Source organism: Candidatus Leptofilum sp., from assembly GCF_965223525.1.
Classification (GTDB): domain Bacteria; phylum Chloroflexota; class Anaerolineae; order Promineifilales; family Promineifilaceae; genus Leptofilum.
Map to the genome: position 1 here is coordinate 152405 of NZ_OZ245005.1, position 15757 is coordinate 168161.

At 51.9% G+C, this 15757-nt stretch carries 13 protein-coding genes; 4 read left to right on the forward strand and 9 right to left on the reverse strand.

What is annotated here, in order from left to right; translation table 11 throughout:
• Positions 1–13 precede the first annotated feature (13 nt).
• Positions 14–763, reverse strand: a complete 750-nt coding sequence (locus ACOQPM_RS17845) for an ABC transporter ATP-binding protein (protein WP_420631618.1) — start codon at positions 761–763, stop codon at positions 14–16.
• 424 nt (positions 764–1187) lie between these two features.
• On the opposite strand from ACOQPM_RS17845, the gene ACOQPM_RS17850 reads away from it, so the two are divergent.
• Together ACOQPM_RS17850 and infA are read left to right on the forward strand one after the other, a co-directional pair.
• Positions 1188–2579, forward strand: coding sequence for a 30S ribosomal protein S1 (locus ACOQPM_RS17850; RefSeq protein ID WP_420631619.1), 1392 nt, complete (start codon positions 1188–1190; stop codon positions 2577–2579).
• A gap of 62 nt (positions 2580–2641) precedes the next feature.
• A complete protein-coding gene (gene infA, locus ACOQPM_RS17855; protein WP_420631620.1) occupies positions 2642–2875 on the forward strand; it encodes a translation initiation factor IF-1 in 234 nt (77 codons plus the stop codon).
• A gap of 61 nt (positions 2876–2936) precedes the next feature.
• Here infA and prmA read toward each other — a convergent pair whose 3' ends face one another.
• The 6 genes from prmA to ACOQPM_RS17885 all read right to left on the reverse strand — a co-directional run bounded on the left by prmA (position 2937) and on the right by ACOQPM_RS17885 (position 10484).
• Entirely contained in the window at positions 2937–3869 is a 933-nt protein-coding gene (prmA, locus tag ACOQPM_RS17860; protein WP_420631621.1) for a 50S ribosomal protein L11 methyltransferase, read from the reverse strand.
• A gap of 4 nt (positions 3870–3873) precedes the next feature.
• Positions 3874–5025 carry a molecular chaperone DnaJ gene (dnaJ, locus tag ACOQPM_RS17865; protein ID WP_420631622.1) on the reverse strand — a complete coding sequence of 384 codons (1152 nt, stop codon included), beginning with the start codon at positions 5023–5025 and terminating at the stop codon, positions 3874–3876.
• 66 nt (positions 5026–5091) lie between these two features.
• Positions 5092–7005 carry a molecular chaperone DnaK gene (gene dnaK, locus ACOQPM_RS17870; RefSeq protein ID WP_420631623.1) on the reverse strand — a complete coding sequence of 638 codons (1914 nt, stop codon included), beginning with the start codon at positions 7003–7005 and terminating at the stop codon, positions 5092–5094.
• A 75-nt stretch (positions 7006–7080) separates the two neighbouring features.
• Entirely contained in the window at positions 7081–7659 is a 579-nt protein-coding gene (grpE, locus tag ACOQPM_RS17875) for a nucleotide exchange factor GrpE (protein WP_420631624.1), read from the reverse strand.
• 14 nt (positions 7660–7673) lie between these two features.
• Positions 7674–8711 (reverse strand): heat-inducible transcriptional repressor HrcA, encoded by a 1038-nt coding sequence (gene hrcA, locus ACOQPM_RS17880; protein WP_420631625.1) that lies wholly within the window; start codon positions 8709–8711, stop codon positions 7674–7676.
• A 288-nt stretch (positions 8712–8999) separates the two neighbouring features.
• On the reverse strand, positions 9000–10484 hold the full coding sequence (locus ACOQPM_RS17885; RefSeq protein WP_420631626.1) for an undecaprenyl-phosphate glucose phosphotransferase: 1485 nt from the start codon (positions 10482–10484) through the stop codon (positions 9000–9002).
• 148 nt (positions 10485–10632) lie between these two features.
• On the opposite strand from ACOQPM_RS17885, the gene ACOQPM_RS17890 reads away from it, so the two are divergent.
• Positions 10633–11862, forward strand: coding sequence for a S41 family peptidase (locus ACOQPM_RS17890; protein ID WP_420631627.1), 1230 nt, complete (start codon positions 10633–10635; stop codon positions 11860–11862).
• A gap of 89 nt (positions 11863–11951) precedes the next feature.
• Positions 11952–13487 (forward strand): SDR family NAD(P)-dependent oxidoreductase, encoded by a 1536-nt coding sequence (locus ACOQPM_RS17895; protein WP_420631628.1) that lies wholly within the window; start codon positions 11952–11954, stop codon positions 13485–13487.
• An 87-nt stretch (positions 13488–13574) separates the two neighbouring features.
• On the opposite strand, the gene ACOQPM_RS17900 is transcribed toward ACOQPM_RS17895, so the two are convergent.
• Together ACOQPM_RS17900 and recN are read right to left on the reverse strand one after the other, a co-directional pair.
• Positions 13575–13922, reverse strand: coding sequence for a hypothetical protein (locus ACOQPM_RS17900; RefSeq protein ID WP_420631629.1), 348 nt, complete (start codon positions 13920–13922; stop codon positions 13575–13577).
• A gap of 44 nt (positions 13923–13966) precedes the next feature.
• The gene (recN, locus tag ACOQPM_RS17905; RefSeq protein ID WP_420631630.1) at positions 13967–15715 is read right to left on the reverse strand and encodes a DNA repair protein RecN; all 1749 of its coding nucleotides are present in this window, start codon (positions 15713–15715) and stop codon (positions 13967–13969) included.
• Between the last annotated feature and the right edge of the window lie 42 nt (positions 15716–15757).

Here is a 15757-nt window from a genome sequence, read left to right on the forward strand (position 1 = left end):
CAGTCTCTAATCTCTACAATTCCAACTCCCGCATTACCCGCATAATGTTGCGAATGTCGTCACTTGCGCCCGATTTGGATTCGATGGAGAGAGTTTGTACGATACGGCCGTCTTTCAAAAACACCACTCTATCCGCATAACTCGCTGCCCGTGGATCGTGCGTCACCATTACAATTGTCTGTCCCAAGTCTTCGGCACTTTTACGCAGAAGCTCCAAAATTGCCGTGCCAGATTTGGAATCCAGGTTGCCCGTTGGCTCATCAGCCAGCACAATCTCCGGATCATTCACAAAGGCGCGCGCAATGGCTACCCGCTGCTGCTGCCCGCCACTCATCTGGTCAGGTTTGTGATCCAGCCGATCACCCAAACCTACCATCTTCAATAAATTGTCAATTTTCTCCCGATACTTTTCAATTCGCTGACCATCAATAAGCAGCGGCAAACCAACATTTTCTGCGGCCGTAAGCGTAGGTACCAAGTTGTAAAACTGAAAAATAAAGCCCACCTTCCGCCGCCGCACCACCGTCACCTCATCATCCGAGAGATGTGTGATCGTATGCCCCGCTAGCGCAATCTCTCCTGATGACGGTTCATCTAGACCCCCTAGCAAATGCAGCAATGTGCTCTTCCCCGAGCCAGATGGCCCCATCACCGCTACAAATTCGCCCTTGCTCACCACAAAAGAGACCCGCTGTAACGCCTCAACCGTCACTTCGCCCATGTTGTACTGCTTGGTCACTTCTATCGCTTCTAAAACAGTCATAAAAACCTCAATTTGCTTTCGTGATTTTTCTCACAACTTAATCTTACCAACATTCACCCAGTTGCCAACGAAGGGAGCAAAATAGGAGTGTCACCCAGTCGTCACCTAATTGACAACCCTACCCCTAACCGCTATAATCTCGTTTCTGGGTATATTGGCTGATTTTTCTGAATTAGGTCGCTTTACAATTGCACATTCTGTAGAGTGCGTATCGAGTCAAAAAAGGATCAAACGTGGTGGCTCACCTGTACGTATTTCGTCAAAGGCTCTGCATTTTTCTCGGCAGACCAATCCATGAATAACGCGTCGTAAACGACATTTTGAATAGAGAATTTTGATCGGCCTATGCCTCGCAGAAAATTGCGCTTAGGCCGATTTTTTGTTTATAATGACCAAAATCCTTATTTGAAGAGATGAAACTCGTATGAGCAATGAAGAATCAAATTTTATGGAAGAATTTCTAGACCAACACGATTACGAAGAACCGCAGGTTGGTGACATTCGCAAGGGCATCATTGTTGCCATTACCCCTCAGGGTGTCATTGTAGATTTGGGCTTGAAGCGTGATGGTCTGGTACCTTCTTCCGATTTGAGCAAGCTAGAACCAGAAGAACGTGAAGCCTTGCAAATCAATGATGAAATTTCCATCTACGTAACCAACACAGATGCCCCAGACAGCCTGTTGGTGTCCATCCATTTGGCACAGCTTAACCAAGACTGGATTGATGCTGAAGCGCTGATGGAAAGCGGCGACATTGTGGAAGGGGAAGTAATTGGCTACAATAAAGGTGGCGCGATTATTCCATTCGGCCGTTTGCGAGGCTTCGTTCCAGCATCACATCTCAGCGAGTTATCACGCGGTCTAAACGACCGGCAACGGCAGCAAAAATTGGCAAAATTGCGCGGCGAAAAAATCCCCGTGAAGGTCATCGAAGTGGATCGCCGGCGGCGGCGGTTGGTCTTTTCTCAGCGGGATGCCCAAAAAGAGTGGGAAGACCAACGTAAGAAAGAGCTTCTTAAAGACCTCAATGAAGGAGATGTTTTAACGGGGCGTGTCAGTGGTCTCCGCGATTTTGGTATTTTTGTGGATTTAGGCGGGGCCGATGGCTTGGTTCATATCTCTGAACTAGCCTGGTATCGTATTGCCCATCCGCGGGAAGTCGTAAAGGTTGGGGATGAGATTGAAGTGTATGTGCTCAATATCAATGCAGATTCACAGCGGATCAGCCTGAGTCGCAAGCGGTTGCTAGAAAATCCGTGGAGCACAGTGGAACAGCGTTATCATGAGAATCAGTTGGTAGAAGGAACTATTACACGCATCGTGGATTATGGTGCTTTTGCTGAAATTGAGCCTGGTGTGGAAGGGTTGTTGCACGTATCGCAACTTTCTCGCAGCCAAGTAGATAGCGCAAGCGAGGTTGTTAACGAAGGCGAAACACACTTGCTGCGAATCGTGAGTATTGACCCGAATCGGCAACGGATTGGCTTGAGCTTACGACAGGTGAGCGCTAGCGAACAAATTGAGTGGATGGCCATGCGTGAGGCAGAAGAAGCTGAAGAAGCGGACGAACCTGAAGCTGAAGCTGAAGAACCAGTTGCAGAAGCTGCTGAACCAACTGAGGAAAACAGTGGGGAAGCAACCGAAACGGTCGAAGCTGAATCAGAAGAGCCAGAAGCAGAAACTGCTGAACCGGCTGAAGAAAGTAGTGATTTAGACAATAGTGAAGAAGAAGCCGAAACGGCCGAATCAGAACCTGAAGAATCAGCAGAAGCTGAAGAAGCTGAGCAAACAGAAGAAAATGAAGATGAAAGTTAGCCACAAGAGCTAACGCAACAGTCTGGTAAATCTGCAAACGATTTGCCAAGAGAAGGAATTTTATGGCTAAAGACGACAAACTGGAAGTAGAAGGAACAGTCACTGAGTTGCTCCCCAACACCCAATTTACAGTTGAATTGGATAACGGGCATAAGGTGCTGGCGTACCTTTCCGGCAGAATGCGTAAATATTACATTCGCATTTTGTTAGGTGACCGTGTGCGCGTTGAAATGACCCCGTACGATCTTGATCGAGGGCGGATTACCTACCGGTACCACCGCAATCGGGCTCGTTAATCGCTTTCAGTTTTTCCGAACAATAATAAATATGGAGCGCCTCGGCAATGCCGAGGCGTTTTTAGGTTGTGAGAGTTACAGTAAGGCAAACCCAGTCTCGCACCTGGATTTTTTCGATGATTTGGCCGCCTGCTTGGGCTACGGCCGTTTCCACCGTCCCCAACTGCTCCTCAATAATTCCGCTTAAAATTAACTTGCCATCTGGTGCCACATACTCCAGCAAACGATCATTCTCAATCAGCGAAACAATCACATGCGCCAAAATATTGACAACCACAACGTCCCATTTTGTTAGTGGCACATCAGCCAAAACACCCTGGTGAATGTTGATGCTATGGATGCCATTCTGAGCGGCATTGCTTTGCGTTGTTTTCACCGCCAGCGGGTCCATGTCGAAGGCACGCACCTGCCCTGCTCCCAATTTAACGGCCGCAATCGCCAAAATGCCAGACCCCATGCCCACATCCAGCACAGTGTGATCCGGCTGGATAACTTTTTCCAAAGCCTGCAAGCACATTTGTGTGGTAGGGTGCAGCCCGGTACCAAAAGCCATGCCCGGATCAAGCACCAAGACCACATCTTCTCGCTTGGCAAAATCGTCATCGTAAGCTTGCTGTTCTGCTTCAATCCAGCTTGGCTGAATCCACACTTTCTTGCCTATGCGAAATGGACGATAATGTTCTTTCCAGGCGTTGGCCCAATCTTCATCTTTTAGCTGGCGAAATGTTGGTGGAGGAATTGGGTACAGGCGACCCATATGGTAGATAATCTCTTCGATGCGCTGGCGACGTTGTGGCGTATCTTCTGTTTCTGGTAGATAGATTTTGACGGTAACGGCCGTTTCCAAAGCATCATGCACCGGGTTTGACTCATCACCCAACTGCTCCAGCACCACGCCGTCGTTGAAGGCAAACGGCCGTAACGCTTCCGCTACCGCCTCGGCTCCTTCCCCATCAGTTATAACACTGACTTCAAGCCAGTAAGCAGCACTCATTTAGCTAAAAACCCAACGCATTGCGAAGCTGATCCCAAATGCCTCGATCCCCACGCGGCACCACTTCCTTGCCCAGCGTGCGAGAAAGCTGCATGAATAGTTCTTCCTGCTCCTCAGTCAGCTTGGTAGGCACGGCCACCTGGATCAGCACATGCTGGTCGCCCCGCCCCATTGGCGCACCTCGCCCAGACCGATCCAGTCGCGGCACACCTTTGCCCCGCATACGGAACACTTTGCCGGGCTGCGTCCCGGCCGGAATATCTAGTGGCTCCTCGCCATCCAGCGTCGGTACCATAATGCTGTCACCCAGTGCCGCTTGCGCCACATTGATGTGTAAATCGAGGTAAATATCTTCGCCCCGCCGCTTGAAAAATTCATGGGGCTTCACGTCTATCACCACAAACAGATTTCCGGGCGGGCCACCACCCTGGCCAGGGCCACCTTCCCCTGTCAAGCGGATTTGGGTATCGCTATCCACACCGGGCGGCACTTTCACACTCAGCTTGCGAACTTCCATCACCTGCTTTTGTCCGCGGCAATTGTCGCAAGGCTCAGGAATAAGCTCCCCGGTGCCCTGACAGGTAGAACAAGTCGTAACGTTTACAAAAGAGCCGAGGATTGACTGCTGCACCCGCCGCACTTCGCCAGAGCCATTGCAGGTAGTGCAAGCAATGGGGCTGCTGCCCGGTTTTGCGCCGTTTCCGTGACACACAGAGCAAATTTCTGGACGGCGAATTTCTACTTCCTTATCCGCGCCGAACACAGCTTCTTGAAATGAGATGGTCAAATCTGCCCGCAAATCAGCTCCGCGCCGGGGGCCACGCCGCCGTCGCCGACTGCCACCAAAGCCCGCGTTAAATAGCTCTTCGAAGATGTCGCCGATGTTGCCGAAGCCGCCTTCAAAGCCACCGCTAAAGCCGCCAGCACCATTTTCGACACCGGCATGACCATACGTATCGTACATATTCCGCTTTTTCTCATCCGACAGCACTTCATAGGCACGCTGGACTTCTTTGAATTTGTCCTCTGCACCTGCTTCTTTGTTCACGTCAGGATGATATTGTCGCGCCAGTTTGCGGTACGATTTTTTGATTTCATCTTTCGAGGCACTGCGCCCAACGCCCAGTACATCGTAAAAATCTCGTTGTGTAGCCATACGGCTCCTAAAGATTTGAGGCTGGAGACTAGAGATTGGCCAATCTCTAGTCTCCAGCCTCTTTAATTATGCGTCGCTAAATTCGCCTTCGATGACGTCTTCATCATCTTCATTACTGCCAGCGGGATCGCCACCATTGGCGGCTGGGCCATCTGGATCAGGCTGTCCTTCTTGCTGCTGGTACATGGCTGCGCCCGCTTCGTTGAGGACGTTTTGCAGGTTGGTAACGGCCGTTTCCAAAGCCGCCGCATCCCCATCACCCTGCAAAATTTCCTTCACCGCGTCTACCTGGCTTTGAATCGCCGCCTTGGATGCCTCAGGAATCTGCTCACCGTTGTCTACTAAGAACTTCTCCGCGGAGTAAACGGCCGAATCTGCCTTGTTACGTGATTCCACTTCTTGTCGCCGGGCCTCATCCTCAGCTGCGTGCGATTCAGCATCCTGCACCATCTTTTCAATTTCAGTGTCTGACAAGCCGCTGGAGGGGATGATCTGCATCGCCTGCTGTTTACCTGTTGCTTTGTCTGCGGCCGTTACATTCAAAATGCCGTCGGCGTTGATGTCAAACGTCACCTCAATTTGCGGCACACCGCGTGGCGCGGGTGGAATGCCATCCAAAATGAACTTGCCCAGGCTCTTGTTGTCAGCCGCCATTTGCCGTTCACCCTGCGTTACATGAATTTCTACCTGCGTCTGGCTATCGGAAGCCGTGGAGAACACCTGGCTCTTCTTGGTTGGAATCGTTGTATTGCGCTCGATGAGCGGCGTGGCCACCCCACCTAGCGTCTCGATGCTCAAGGTCAGCGGCGTCACGTCCAGCAGCAAAACGTCTTTTACATCACCGCCCAAAACACCTGCCTGAATGGCGGCACCAATGCCCACCACCTCATCAGGATTCACGCCCTTGTGCGGGTCTTTGCCAAAGAATTGGCGTACAGCTTCCTGAATGGCTGGCACGCGAGTCATACCGCCTACCAAAACCACCTGCGTAATGTCACTCTTGGACACACCGGCATCTTTCAGAGCATGGCGGCAGGGCTCGATGGAACGCTTCACCAGTTCGTCGGTCAGCTGCTCAAACTTGGCGCGTGATAAGGTGAGGTTCAAATGCTTGGGGCCAGACGCATCAGCCGTGATGTACGGCAAATTCAGTTCGGTTTGCATGGTGGTAGACAGCTCAATCTTGGCTTTCTCGGCCGCCTCGCGCAAACGCTGGAGCGCCTGGCGATCGTCGCGCAAATCAATGCCCTGATCCATCTTGAACTGCTCAGCCGCCCAATCAATTATCTTTTGGTCAAAATCGTCACCACCCAGGAAGGTGTCGCCATTCGTAGACTTCACCTCAAACACGCCATCGCCTACTTCCAAAATGGAAATATCGAAGGTGCCACCACCCAAATCGTAGACGGCAATCAGCTCATCGGCCTCGTTGCCCAGGCCATAGGCCAGGGAAGAAGCAGTTGGCTCGTTGACAATGCGTAACACTTCCAGACCGGCAATCTTGCCCGCGTCTTTGGTGGCCTGCCGTTGGCTGTCGTTAAAGTAAGCCGGAACGGTAATGACCGCCTGGCTGACTGGCTGGCCCAGGTAGGCTTCGGCATCGGCCTTAATTTTTTGCAGCACCATCGCAGAAACTTCTGGCGGTGAATATTCACGCTCGTTCATCACCACGCGCACGTCGCCGTTGGGTGCTTTGCGAACTTCGTAGGGTGCATATTTCAACGCTTTTTGCACGACGGGATCATCATATTTGCGCCCCATAAACCGCTTTACAGAAAAAACGGTGTTGAGTGGGTTTACAACAGCTTGCCGCTTGGCAACCTGCCCCACCAAACGCTCCCCGGTTTTGGTGTTAATCGCTACGATGGAGGGAAAGGTACGGCCGCCTTCCGCGCTAGAGATGACGACTGGTTCACCGCCTTCCATAACGGCCGCAACTGAGTTTGTGGTTCCTAAATCAATTCCAATTATTTTGCCCATTTTTATTATTCCTTCTTACTATTTTTGCTAACCAAGGAGTTAAACTTTTCTCTAAAAGTTGAACTTCTTGCAGTTTTATGCGGCTACGACAACGAGAGACGGCCGTATCACACGATCACCAATTTTGTATCCAGTTTGCAACACGCGGCACACCGCCCCACTCTCAAACTCGTCGGTGGGTTCTTGGGTGACTGCCTCATGTAAATTCGGGTCAAATGGCTCCCCAAGTGCTTCAATAGCAATGACATTAAAATTTTCCAGGGTGTTCAACAGCTTACGCTGCATAAGCTGAATGCCCTCTAGCCAGCTATTCTCGCTGATTTCTTCTGGCAAATTCTCCATTGCCCGCTCAAAATCATCTACGATAGGCAGCAACTTATCCATGACGCTGGCCGTGGCGTTTGTGTACGTGTCCAGACGCTGCTTTTCCATCCGCTTACGGGCATTGGCAAACTCTGCCTGGCTCCGCATCCAACGGTCCTTGAAATCAGCCGCCTCTGCCAATGCAGCGTCTAGCTGCTCCTCAACTGTTGGCGGAGCTTGCTCTTCAGCCTCACCATTTTCGGTAGATTCTGGCGCAGCTTGGCCATTTTCCACCGCTTCAGCTTCGGCAGCATCCTCCTGAATCTCTTCTGCTACTTTTTCTTCACTCACTGGTTCTTACCTCTTCATGCAGATTCTTTTCGTTCGGGATCTTCTAAATAATAGTCATAGACAAAGCCGCTCATGAGGTTGGCGACATATTGCACGGCAGCGACGTTACGGCCGTATGACATTCGCGTTGGCCCAATCACAGCTACCGTACCGCTAAACTGGTCAGCCACGCCGTAACGGGACAAAATGATGGAGCAATCTTTTAATTCTTCCCAACGGCCGTCGCCACCAATCACTACTTGTACCCCACCCTGAGACGTTTGCGTCTCAGCCAGCACGTTGGCCAACAAAGTGCGCTCTTCCAGCACACGAACCGCCTGGCGCGTGCCCTCATCATCCACAATGTTCATCAACCCATCCCGATAAATATCGGTTATGGAGCGTGTGTCTGAGCGGCGCAAAATATCGAGCGTTAGCTTGGCTATATCAGCTTCCAATTCATCCAAATGACCCAAGCGGGCAATCGCTTCCTCATAGTTGGCATCTACCAACAGCGCATTCATCCTGTCTGCCACCGCGCTAAGACGCGCCTGAGAAATTGGCTCCGCCAGCGTCAACATCTGCTGCTTCACCTCGCCACCGTACAGCACCAAAATCATTAGCACCAGTCGCCCTTGTGTGGAAATGAGCTGCAAATGCTTAAACCGGTTAGAACGTGGGCGGGGTGCGGTAACAAAGCTGGCACCTAACGACGTGCGGGCCAGAATAGCCGCTGCCAGCCGCATCCACTGGTCAATATCCAAACGCGCCTGGTGGAACTGATGGCGAATCATCTGCTGCTCATGCACCGGCAAGCGAAATTCGCCTAATAATTTTTGCACAAAATAGCGGTACCCCACCTCGGTGGGAATGCGCCCGGCAGACGTATGTAGCTGTTCCAGGTAGCCCATTTCATCCAGAGCGGCCAGCTCATTGCGAACGGTAGCCGAGCTAACGCCCAGCTCATACTGGTTAACCAGGGTTTTAGAGCCAACAGGCTGGCCGGTTTCGACGTAAGTACGCACAACCAGCCCCAGAATTTTCTCTTGTCGTTCGGTGAGCGTTGCAAACATGCTGTGTCTTGTTGGGCTTTTTCAGATAAATAATGATCCAATTCGATCTGAAAAAGCCTCTAGCCAATTCCAAAAATATCGCCTATTCTGGACATTTATTTTTGGAATTGGCCTTAGCCCTTACGGACAATGAGACTAGTGGTGCAATGTGCAAGCCCTAGTCTCATTTTGGTTTCTGGAAATTGTTAGCACTCTCTTTAATTGAGTGCTAAAGGGGTGCTTCAAATATCATAACATGCCGCTTGGCGAGCGTCAAATAAGAACAATGTTAGATCGAGGGAGAGAGTGCTAATCTTGAGAAGTGGCGGAGGGGGTGTCGGACGGCCGTATCTCCTGCAACGGTTCTGGCAGAGGCTCCTTTCGGCTTTTGCGCTCTACAATTTGCCACAGCGTCCGCAAAACTATTTTGATGTCTAGCAAAATTGACCAATTTTCCATGTACCACAGATCATATTTGGTGCGTTCGGCAATAGAGGTATCGCCCCGCAAGCCGTTAACCTGCGCCCAACCCGTCATGCCACCTTTTTCCTGATGCCGATCCATATAGCGCGGCACTGTTTCACGGAACTGTTCCACATAATGGGCCTGCTCTGGTCGGGGTCCCACCAAACTCATTTCCCCTAGCAGCACATTGATTAGGTTGGGCAATTCATCTGCTTCAATTTTGCGAATAAACGTTCCTAGCTTCGTTTGGCGGGGATCGTTGTCGGTTGTCCAGCCTGGCCCATCCCGCTCGGCATCTCGCCGCATGGAACGGAATTTGATCATGCGGAACGGCTTGGCATCCAGCCCCATCCGTTCCTGTACAAAAAAAACGGGCCCCGGCGATTCTAGTTTGATGGCAATAGCAATGAGCAGCATCAGCGGCGAAAGCAGCACCAAGCCAACGGCCGATCCGAGAAAATCCATCAGCCGCTTGAAAATAAGCAGATAGCCCCGCAACGTATAATCCCGCACCGAAAGCAGCGGCAGGCCACCCAATTCATCAATGCTTGCCTGAGAGGTAACAAATTGGAACACATCGGGGAATATTTTGATGGTAACGCGTCCACGTTCGCAGTAAGAAATGACCCGAACGGTTTCCCGGTGTCCCTTCTCTGGCATAGCAATGATGACTTCATCGAGAGCCATTTCTTCGATAAGCGTGGGCAAATCTTCCGGGGTTCCAAGCACCGGCACGCCCCCGATCTCGGTATCATTTTTTGCTCCGTTAACCACACCGAGCAGTTCATACCCCAAATAAGGTGACCGCAAAATGCGCTGTACCACCGCCTGGGCCATGTCGCCTGTGCCCACCACAATCATACGATCTTTGCCCCAGCCCCGGTTTCGCAGCGCCGTTCGCAGAAGCTGATGCACGAGACGGCCAAGCAACAGTAAAATGATGGCAAGTATCCAGGCATACACGATCATCGCCCGTGGATAATCTAAAATGACCCGATCGTTTTTGAACAAAAAGGTAGAAACTGCGACGGCAACCAAAGTGCCTATGGAAACGGCCGCAAACACATAATAAAATTGATCCACGCGGGAAACAGCACGAGGAATATAGTACAGGCGGTAAAAAAACAAAGCCGCAATCACTGAGATAACTTGGACCACAAGCAAACCTGTGTAAGCCGTCAGGGGTACATTTATAGCGAGTGGCTCCGGCCAATCAATTTGCGCCCGCACCTGGTATGCCAACACAAAGGCAACCGCCACCATAAGCGCATCCAGAAGGAGCAATGAGATGGAATAAATCGTGCGAAGCCGCTGGTTGGACATGTTCATATTGTATCAAACAGCATGGGGGCAACCAACTACGGAAACAACGGCCGTTCATCGTTCAGGCAGTGTTAAACCTACGTCAACCACACTTTAATAAATGATCTTATAATAAGCACTTCAGCAGTAAAAATTCAAATTATTGGAGCTTTTCATGAACCCTCGTACCGTCGTCAGCTACTTTTTCACCTTTATTGGCGCAATCATCATTTTTTCCACAGGCTACCTCATTGGGCAATCACCCAATGCCCCCATTCGACTTTTTCGAGAAACGGCCGCTACCACCACGGGTGGCGACCAGTTCGACCCATTTTGGGAAGTGTGGGATCTGGTTCACGAACGGTATCTACGCCAACCTGTAGACGACACGGCTCTCATTGAAGGTGCGATTGACGGCATGTTGGCCACGCTGGATGACCCGCATACGCGCTACCTGTCCCCCGATGACCAGCAAGCTGCACAAGAATCTATGGATGGCGAATTCCAGGGCATCGGCGCAGAAGTACAAGACGTAGATGGGGCTATTACCGTCGTTACACCCATTGATGGCTCCCCTGCTCAGGAAGCTGGCATCCAGCCCGGCGATATTTTGCGCGAATCCGATGGCGTGCCGCTGACCGGCATGGATGTAACCGAAGCCGCCGCCTTGGTGCGAGGACCGGCAGGCACAACGGTAAGCTTGGTCGTAGAACGAGACGGCGAACTGCTCAATATTGACATCGTGCGGGATGTGATCAAACTGGCAACGGTTCGGGGTGAAGTTTTGGAGGAAGGCATTGCCTACGTGCGTTTAAGCCGCTTTGGCAACAACACCGGCGAAGAGTTAGATGATTTACTCTCGGAATTGCTGGCAGAAAACCCAACCGGGCTAATTTTAGACCTGCGGCGCAACCCCGGTGGCTCCTTAGACACGACGGTAGACATTGCCGATCAATTTTTGGATGGCGGACTCGTTTTGGTAGAGCGATTTGGTGACGGTGAAACACGGCCGTTTGAAGTAGACGACGACGGTTTAGCCCAGCACATTCCCCTGGTAGTGCTCATTGATGAAGGCAGTGCCAGTGCCTCTGAAGTGCTGGCTGGTGCCATTCAGGATCGGGGGCGGGGCATTATCATCGGGCAAGTATCCTTTGGCAAAGGCACGGTGCAAACGTGGCATACCTTGTCCAACGACGGCGGCGTGCGCGTTACCATTGCCGAGTGGCTTACCCCCGCAGAATCTTCCATTGATCAGATCGGCTTGACGCCCGATTATTACATCCCCCTGCCCGAACCAGTTGAAGGTGAAGAGTTAGAAGACACACAGCTACAAGCCGCCATTGACTTTTTGCAAGGCGAAACCATCATCAGTATCCCGCCAGAGCCTAACTTGCAAAGCGAATAAGTAAGCAGTTATTCGCAGAGAAATCGGATTTTTATACTTGGAAATATAATGCTACCAGATAAAAATCCGATTTCTGGAGGCGCAAAACATTGGCAACCGTTTTGATTACAGGCGCGACAGATGGTATTGGGCTGGCAATGGCACGCCAATACGCCAAATTGGGGCATCGCTTAATTTTGGTGGGGGGACGGCCGTTCCCACAACTCACCGACCCGCTCTTCACCCCACAAACCTACTGCCAAGCAGACCTCGCCCAACCAACTGCTGCCGAATCTGTTGCTAGCTGGCTGCTAGCACAACAAATCAACGCACTCGACTTGCTCATCCACAATGCCGGAACTGGCTACTTTGGCTCGCTGGCAAAACAAACCCTCGACCAAATTGATGAGCTGCTCACCGTCAACCTGCACAGCCCAATTGCATTGACCCACCGGCTGTTTCCCTGGCTGCAAAAAGCGTGTGGGCAGGTGGTTTTTGTAAGTTCGGTAGCAACGGCCGTTCCCACCCCAGAATATGCCGTCTACGGAGCCAGCAAAGCAGCGCTGGAAGGGTTTGCCCGCAGTCTGCGGGTGGAGTGGCAAAGCCAAGTAACGGTGCAAACCATCCGCCCAGGGGCTACCCGCACGGGCATGCACCAAAAAATCGGCCTGACCCAAGAGCAGATGAACTGGGAAAAGTTCCCCTCAGCAGAAACGGTTGCCAGCAAAATCGTGCAAGCAATCGAAAGCAAGCGGCCGTCTGCGACCATCGGTTTTGGCAATAAATTGTTGCGGTTTGTGGGGAGGAACGGCCGTCCCCTCCTCGATCCCACCCTGCAAAAAAGTGCTCCCCAACTCAGCAGCCAATCCTGGCGGAATAGCCCGTCAACTTGCCTCATCACCGGCGCGGCTGACGGCATTGGCCGGGCGTTGGCACTGCGCTATGCCCAGGCGGGCTACCGTATCGTCGGGCTGGACATTGACGGCAACAAAGCAGCCCAAACCCACGCCGACGTCGAAGCGTTGGGCGGCAAAGTCCATTTTGTCATTGGCGATTTGAGCAATCGTGCAAACCTGGCTGAAATTCTGCCCCAACTGGTTGATTTTGCGCCTTTCAACTGCGTCATTCACAATGCGGGCATTAACGCCGTTGGCAAATTTGAAACAATTCCGCTCAAAAAACAACAAGCTATGCTGCACCTAAACCTGCACGCCCCGCTTTGGCTCACGGCCGAACTGTTTCGGCAAGATTGGCTCACGCCAGACGCCAGTTTCGTCTTTTTGTCGTCGCTGTCTTACTTTGCCAGCTATCCAGGGGCGGCGGTATACGCCGCCAGCAAGGATGGCTTGGCCAATTATGCCCGCAGCTTACGGGCTGCCTGGCGAGGCGACAATTGCCTCACTGTGTTCCCTGGCCCCGTCCGTACCGCCCACGCTCGCCGCTACAGCCCAGACAACAGCCGCGAAGACGGCCGTATGCTCCCCGAAACGCTTGCAGAAGCCATCTTCCGCGCTGAGCAGGGAGGTAACTCCCGGCTGATTCCCGGCGCACAAAACAAATTGATGGGCTTGGCAGGCCATCTTTTCCCCAGCCTTTTGGAAATGGCAATGAAAAAGGTGATTTTGGAGAAGTTTGAGGGGAGGTAATTATGTAATCGAGAAATTTTTATCAACAGATTATGCAGATTTTTCAATCTTTTTCATCTGCAAAATCTTTGATTTTAACGATCCATCTCAAGTCAACTCACCTTGATTTTTCAGTGCATAAAGTTGCCAAAGAAGAAATGCCCCTATAACAATCGCAAAATAATTGACGCCACGCCCCATTGCAAAGGCATAAACAATAGCACCGATCATTTCCACTGCAATGACAAGCAAAACAATCTGCTTGCCGTTTTTTAACAACCATGCCGCCAAAAGCGAAAGTAAACCAAGTAAGGTATTAAAAACCATGTCCCCAATAATTATCGGAGTAAATTCTGATGTTAAACCCGAAAACAAATGTATCAGTCCAGCAACGATACCAAAAATTCCGCCAATCATTAAGTATTGACTCAGAGAAGCTCTAGATAAAATTCTCATATTTGAAATCCCTTAACAATTGTTGTAGGAAATTACCCAATTACTCAGTTACTTTGCTTTACGGCCGTTTTCGCCCCAGTCGCTATTTTCAAAATAGATTCCGCACCGCCACGGGCGTGTTCACCTTGTGTGCCGAGCATGGCAGCCAACTCTTGAATACGGCCGTCTCCCTCCAGCGTGTGGATGCGGGTGGTGGTACGGCCGTCTGCCTGGGCTTTGCTGACGTGAAAATGCACGTCCCCGTAACCCGCCAACTGGGGCAAATGGGTCACGACAATGACCTGGTGGTCGGCAACGGCCGTCAGCCCCCACAGCTTGCGACCCACCACATCCCCCACGCGGCCACCAATGCCCTGGTCAATCTCGTCAAAGATGAGCGTGGGCGTTTTGTCTACTTGAGCTAGCGCCGTTTTCAGAGCCAGCATGAGCCGCGCGGTTTCACCACCGCTGGCGACTTTAGCCATTGGCTTGAGCGGCTCGCCGGGGTTGGTAGAGATGAGGAATTCTGCCCGGTCAAAGCCAGTTTTATCAAAGGCGAGGCGCTCATTTTCCACGTAGAGGCCATCGGCTTGTGGGGAACTTTCAAACTGCACCTCGAACTTGGCTCCGTCCATTTGCAAATCGGTAAGCTGGGTGACAACGGCCGTTGCTAACTTTTCAGCGGCTGCTCGTCGCTTTTTAGAGAGCGCCAGCGCGATTTCGCCACAGCGTCGCAGGTAGGCATCTTCCGTTTTGGCAAGCTCGGCAATGCGCTCTTCGCTGTTATCAATGCGTGCCAGCTCAGTTTTGGCACGATCCCGCATGGCTAAAACGGCCGTAATATCCTCACCATATTTGCGCTTGAGCTGGTTAATCAACTCCAGCCGCTCCTCCACAAAATCCAGCCGCTTGGGGTTAAACTCCACCTCATCCAAATAACTTTGTAGCTCAGAAGAAACTTCGCTTAATTGGTAGATGAGCCCTTGCAGCCGCTCCAGCAGCGGCCCTTGCGTCTCGTCGTAGCGGGTCAGCTGCACCAATGACCGTTCCACCTGCCCCAGCATGTCGGCGGCAGCTTGCGACTCATCATCCATGCCCGTAAGTAAATTCACCGCCTCAGACGCAGCCCGCAGAAGCTGCTCGGCATTGGCCAATCGGGTGCGCTCGGCGCGAAGCTCTTCTTCTTCGCCCGCTTCCAGCCGGGCTGCTTCAATTTCCTCAACTTGGAAGCGCAGCATGTCGGCGCGTTGCGCCAGCATGCGCTCATTTTGGCGCAAATCGGCCAGTTCGCTTTGAACCTCCAAAAGAGCGGTGATCTCTTTGGCCAATGTGGCCCGCTCGGCCTGCACCCCTGCGTAAGAATCCAGCAAAGGTAAATGGGAGCGGGGCTGCAGCAGGGAGAGATGCTCACCCTGTCCATGAATGTCAATCAGCGGCTCGGCCACATCGCGCAGCACGGACAGGTTGACGGTACGGCCGTTCACCCGACAAATATTACGGCCGTTCAAGCGCAGTTCGCGGGAGAGCAAAACTGAATTGCCATGCTCCTCATCCAAGCCTTCCGCCTCCAAAATTGGCCCAACCACCTGTTTGAGCGATTCCGACAGCTTGAAGGTTGCTTCCACATACGCTTCGTTGGCCCCGGCACGAACCAACGTCGTGTCGGCACGACCGCCCAGCATCAGCGTCACCGCATCCAAAATGATCGATTTACCCGCGCCGGTTTCACCCGTCAGCACGTTGAATCCATTGTGCAGCTTCACCCGCAGTTCATCAATAATGGCAAAATTACGAATGTACAGTTCTGTTAACATAGTTTTTTAGAAGTAGGCGAGTAAGCGAGTTTGCAAGTGGCA

Coding starts and splice junctions, on each gene's coding strand:
- ACOQPM_RS17845 (WP_420631618.1), bottom strand. CDS start 763: ATGACTGTTTTAGAAGCGATAGAAGTGACCAAGCAGTACAACATGGGC.
- ACOQPM_RS17850 (WP_420631619.1), top strand. CDS start 1,188: ATGAGCAATGAAGAATCAAATTTTATGGAAGAATTTCTAGACCAACAC.
- infA (WP_420631620.1), top strand. CDS start 2,642: ATGGCTAAAGACGACAAACTGGAAGTAGAAGGAACAGTCACTGAGTTG.
- prmA (WP_420631621.1), bottom strand. CDS start 3,869: ATGAGTGCTGCTTACTGGCTTGAAGTCAGTGTTATAACTGATGGGGAA.
- dnaJ (WP_420631622.1), bottom strand. CDS start 5,025: ATGGCTACACAACGAGATTTTTACGATGTACTGGGCGTTGGGCGCAGT.
- dnaK (WP_420631623.1), bottom strand. CDS start 7,005: ATGGGCAAAATAATTGGAATTGATTTAGGAACCACAAACTCAGTTGCG.
- hrcA (WP_420631625.1), bottom strand. CDS start 8,711: ATGTTTGCAACGCTCACCGAACGACAAGAGAAAATTCTGGGGCTGGTT.
- ACOQPM_RS17885 (WP_420631626.1), bottom strand. CDS start 10,484: ATGAACATGTCCAACCAGCGGCTTCGCACGATTTATTCCATCTCATTG.
- ACOQPM_RS17890 (WP_420631627.1), top strand. CDS start 10,633: ATGAACCCTCGTACCGTCGTCAGCTACTTTTTCACCTTTATTGGCGCA.
- ACOQPM_RS17900 (WP_420631629.1), bottom strand. CDS start 13,922: ATGAGAATTTTATCTAGAGCTTCTCTGAGTCAATACTTAATGATTGGC.
- recN (WP_420631630.1), bottom strand. CDS start 15,715: ATGTTAACAGAACTGTACATTCGTAATTTTGCCATTATTGATGAACTG.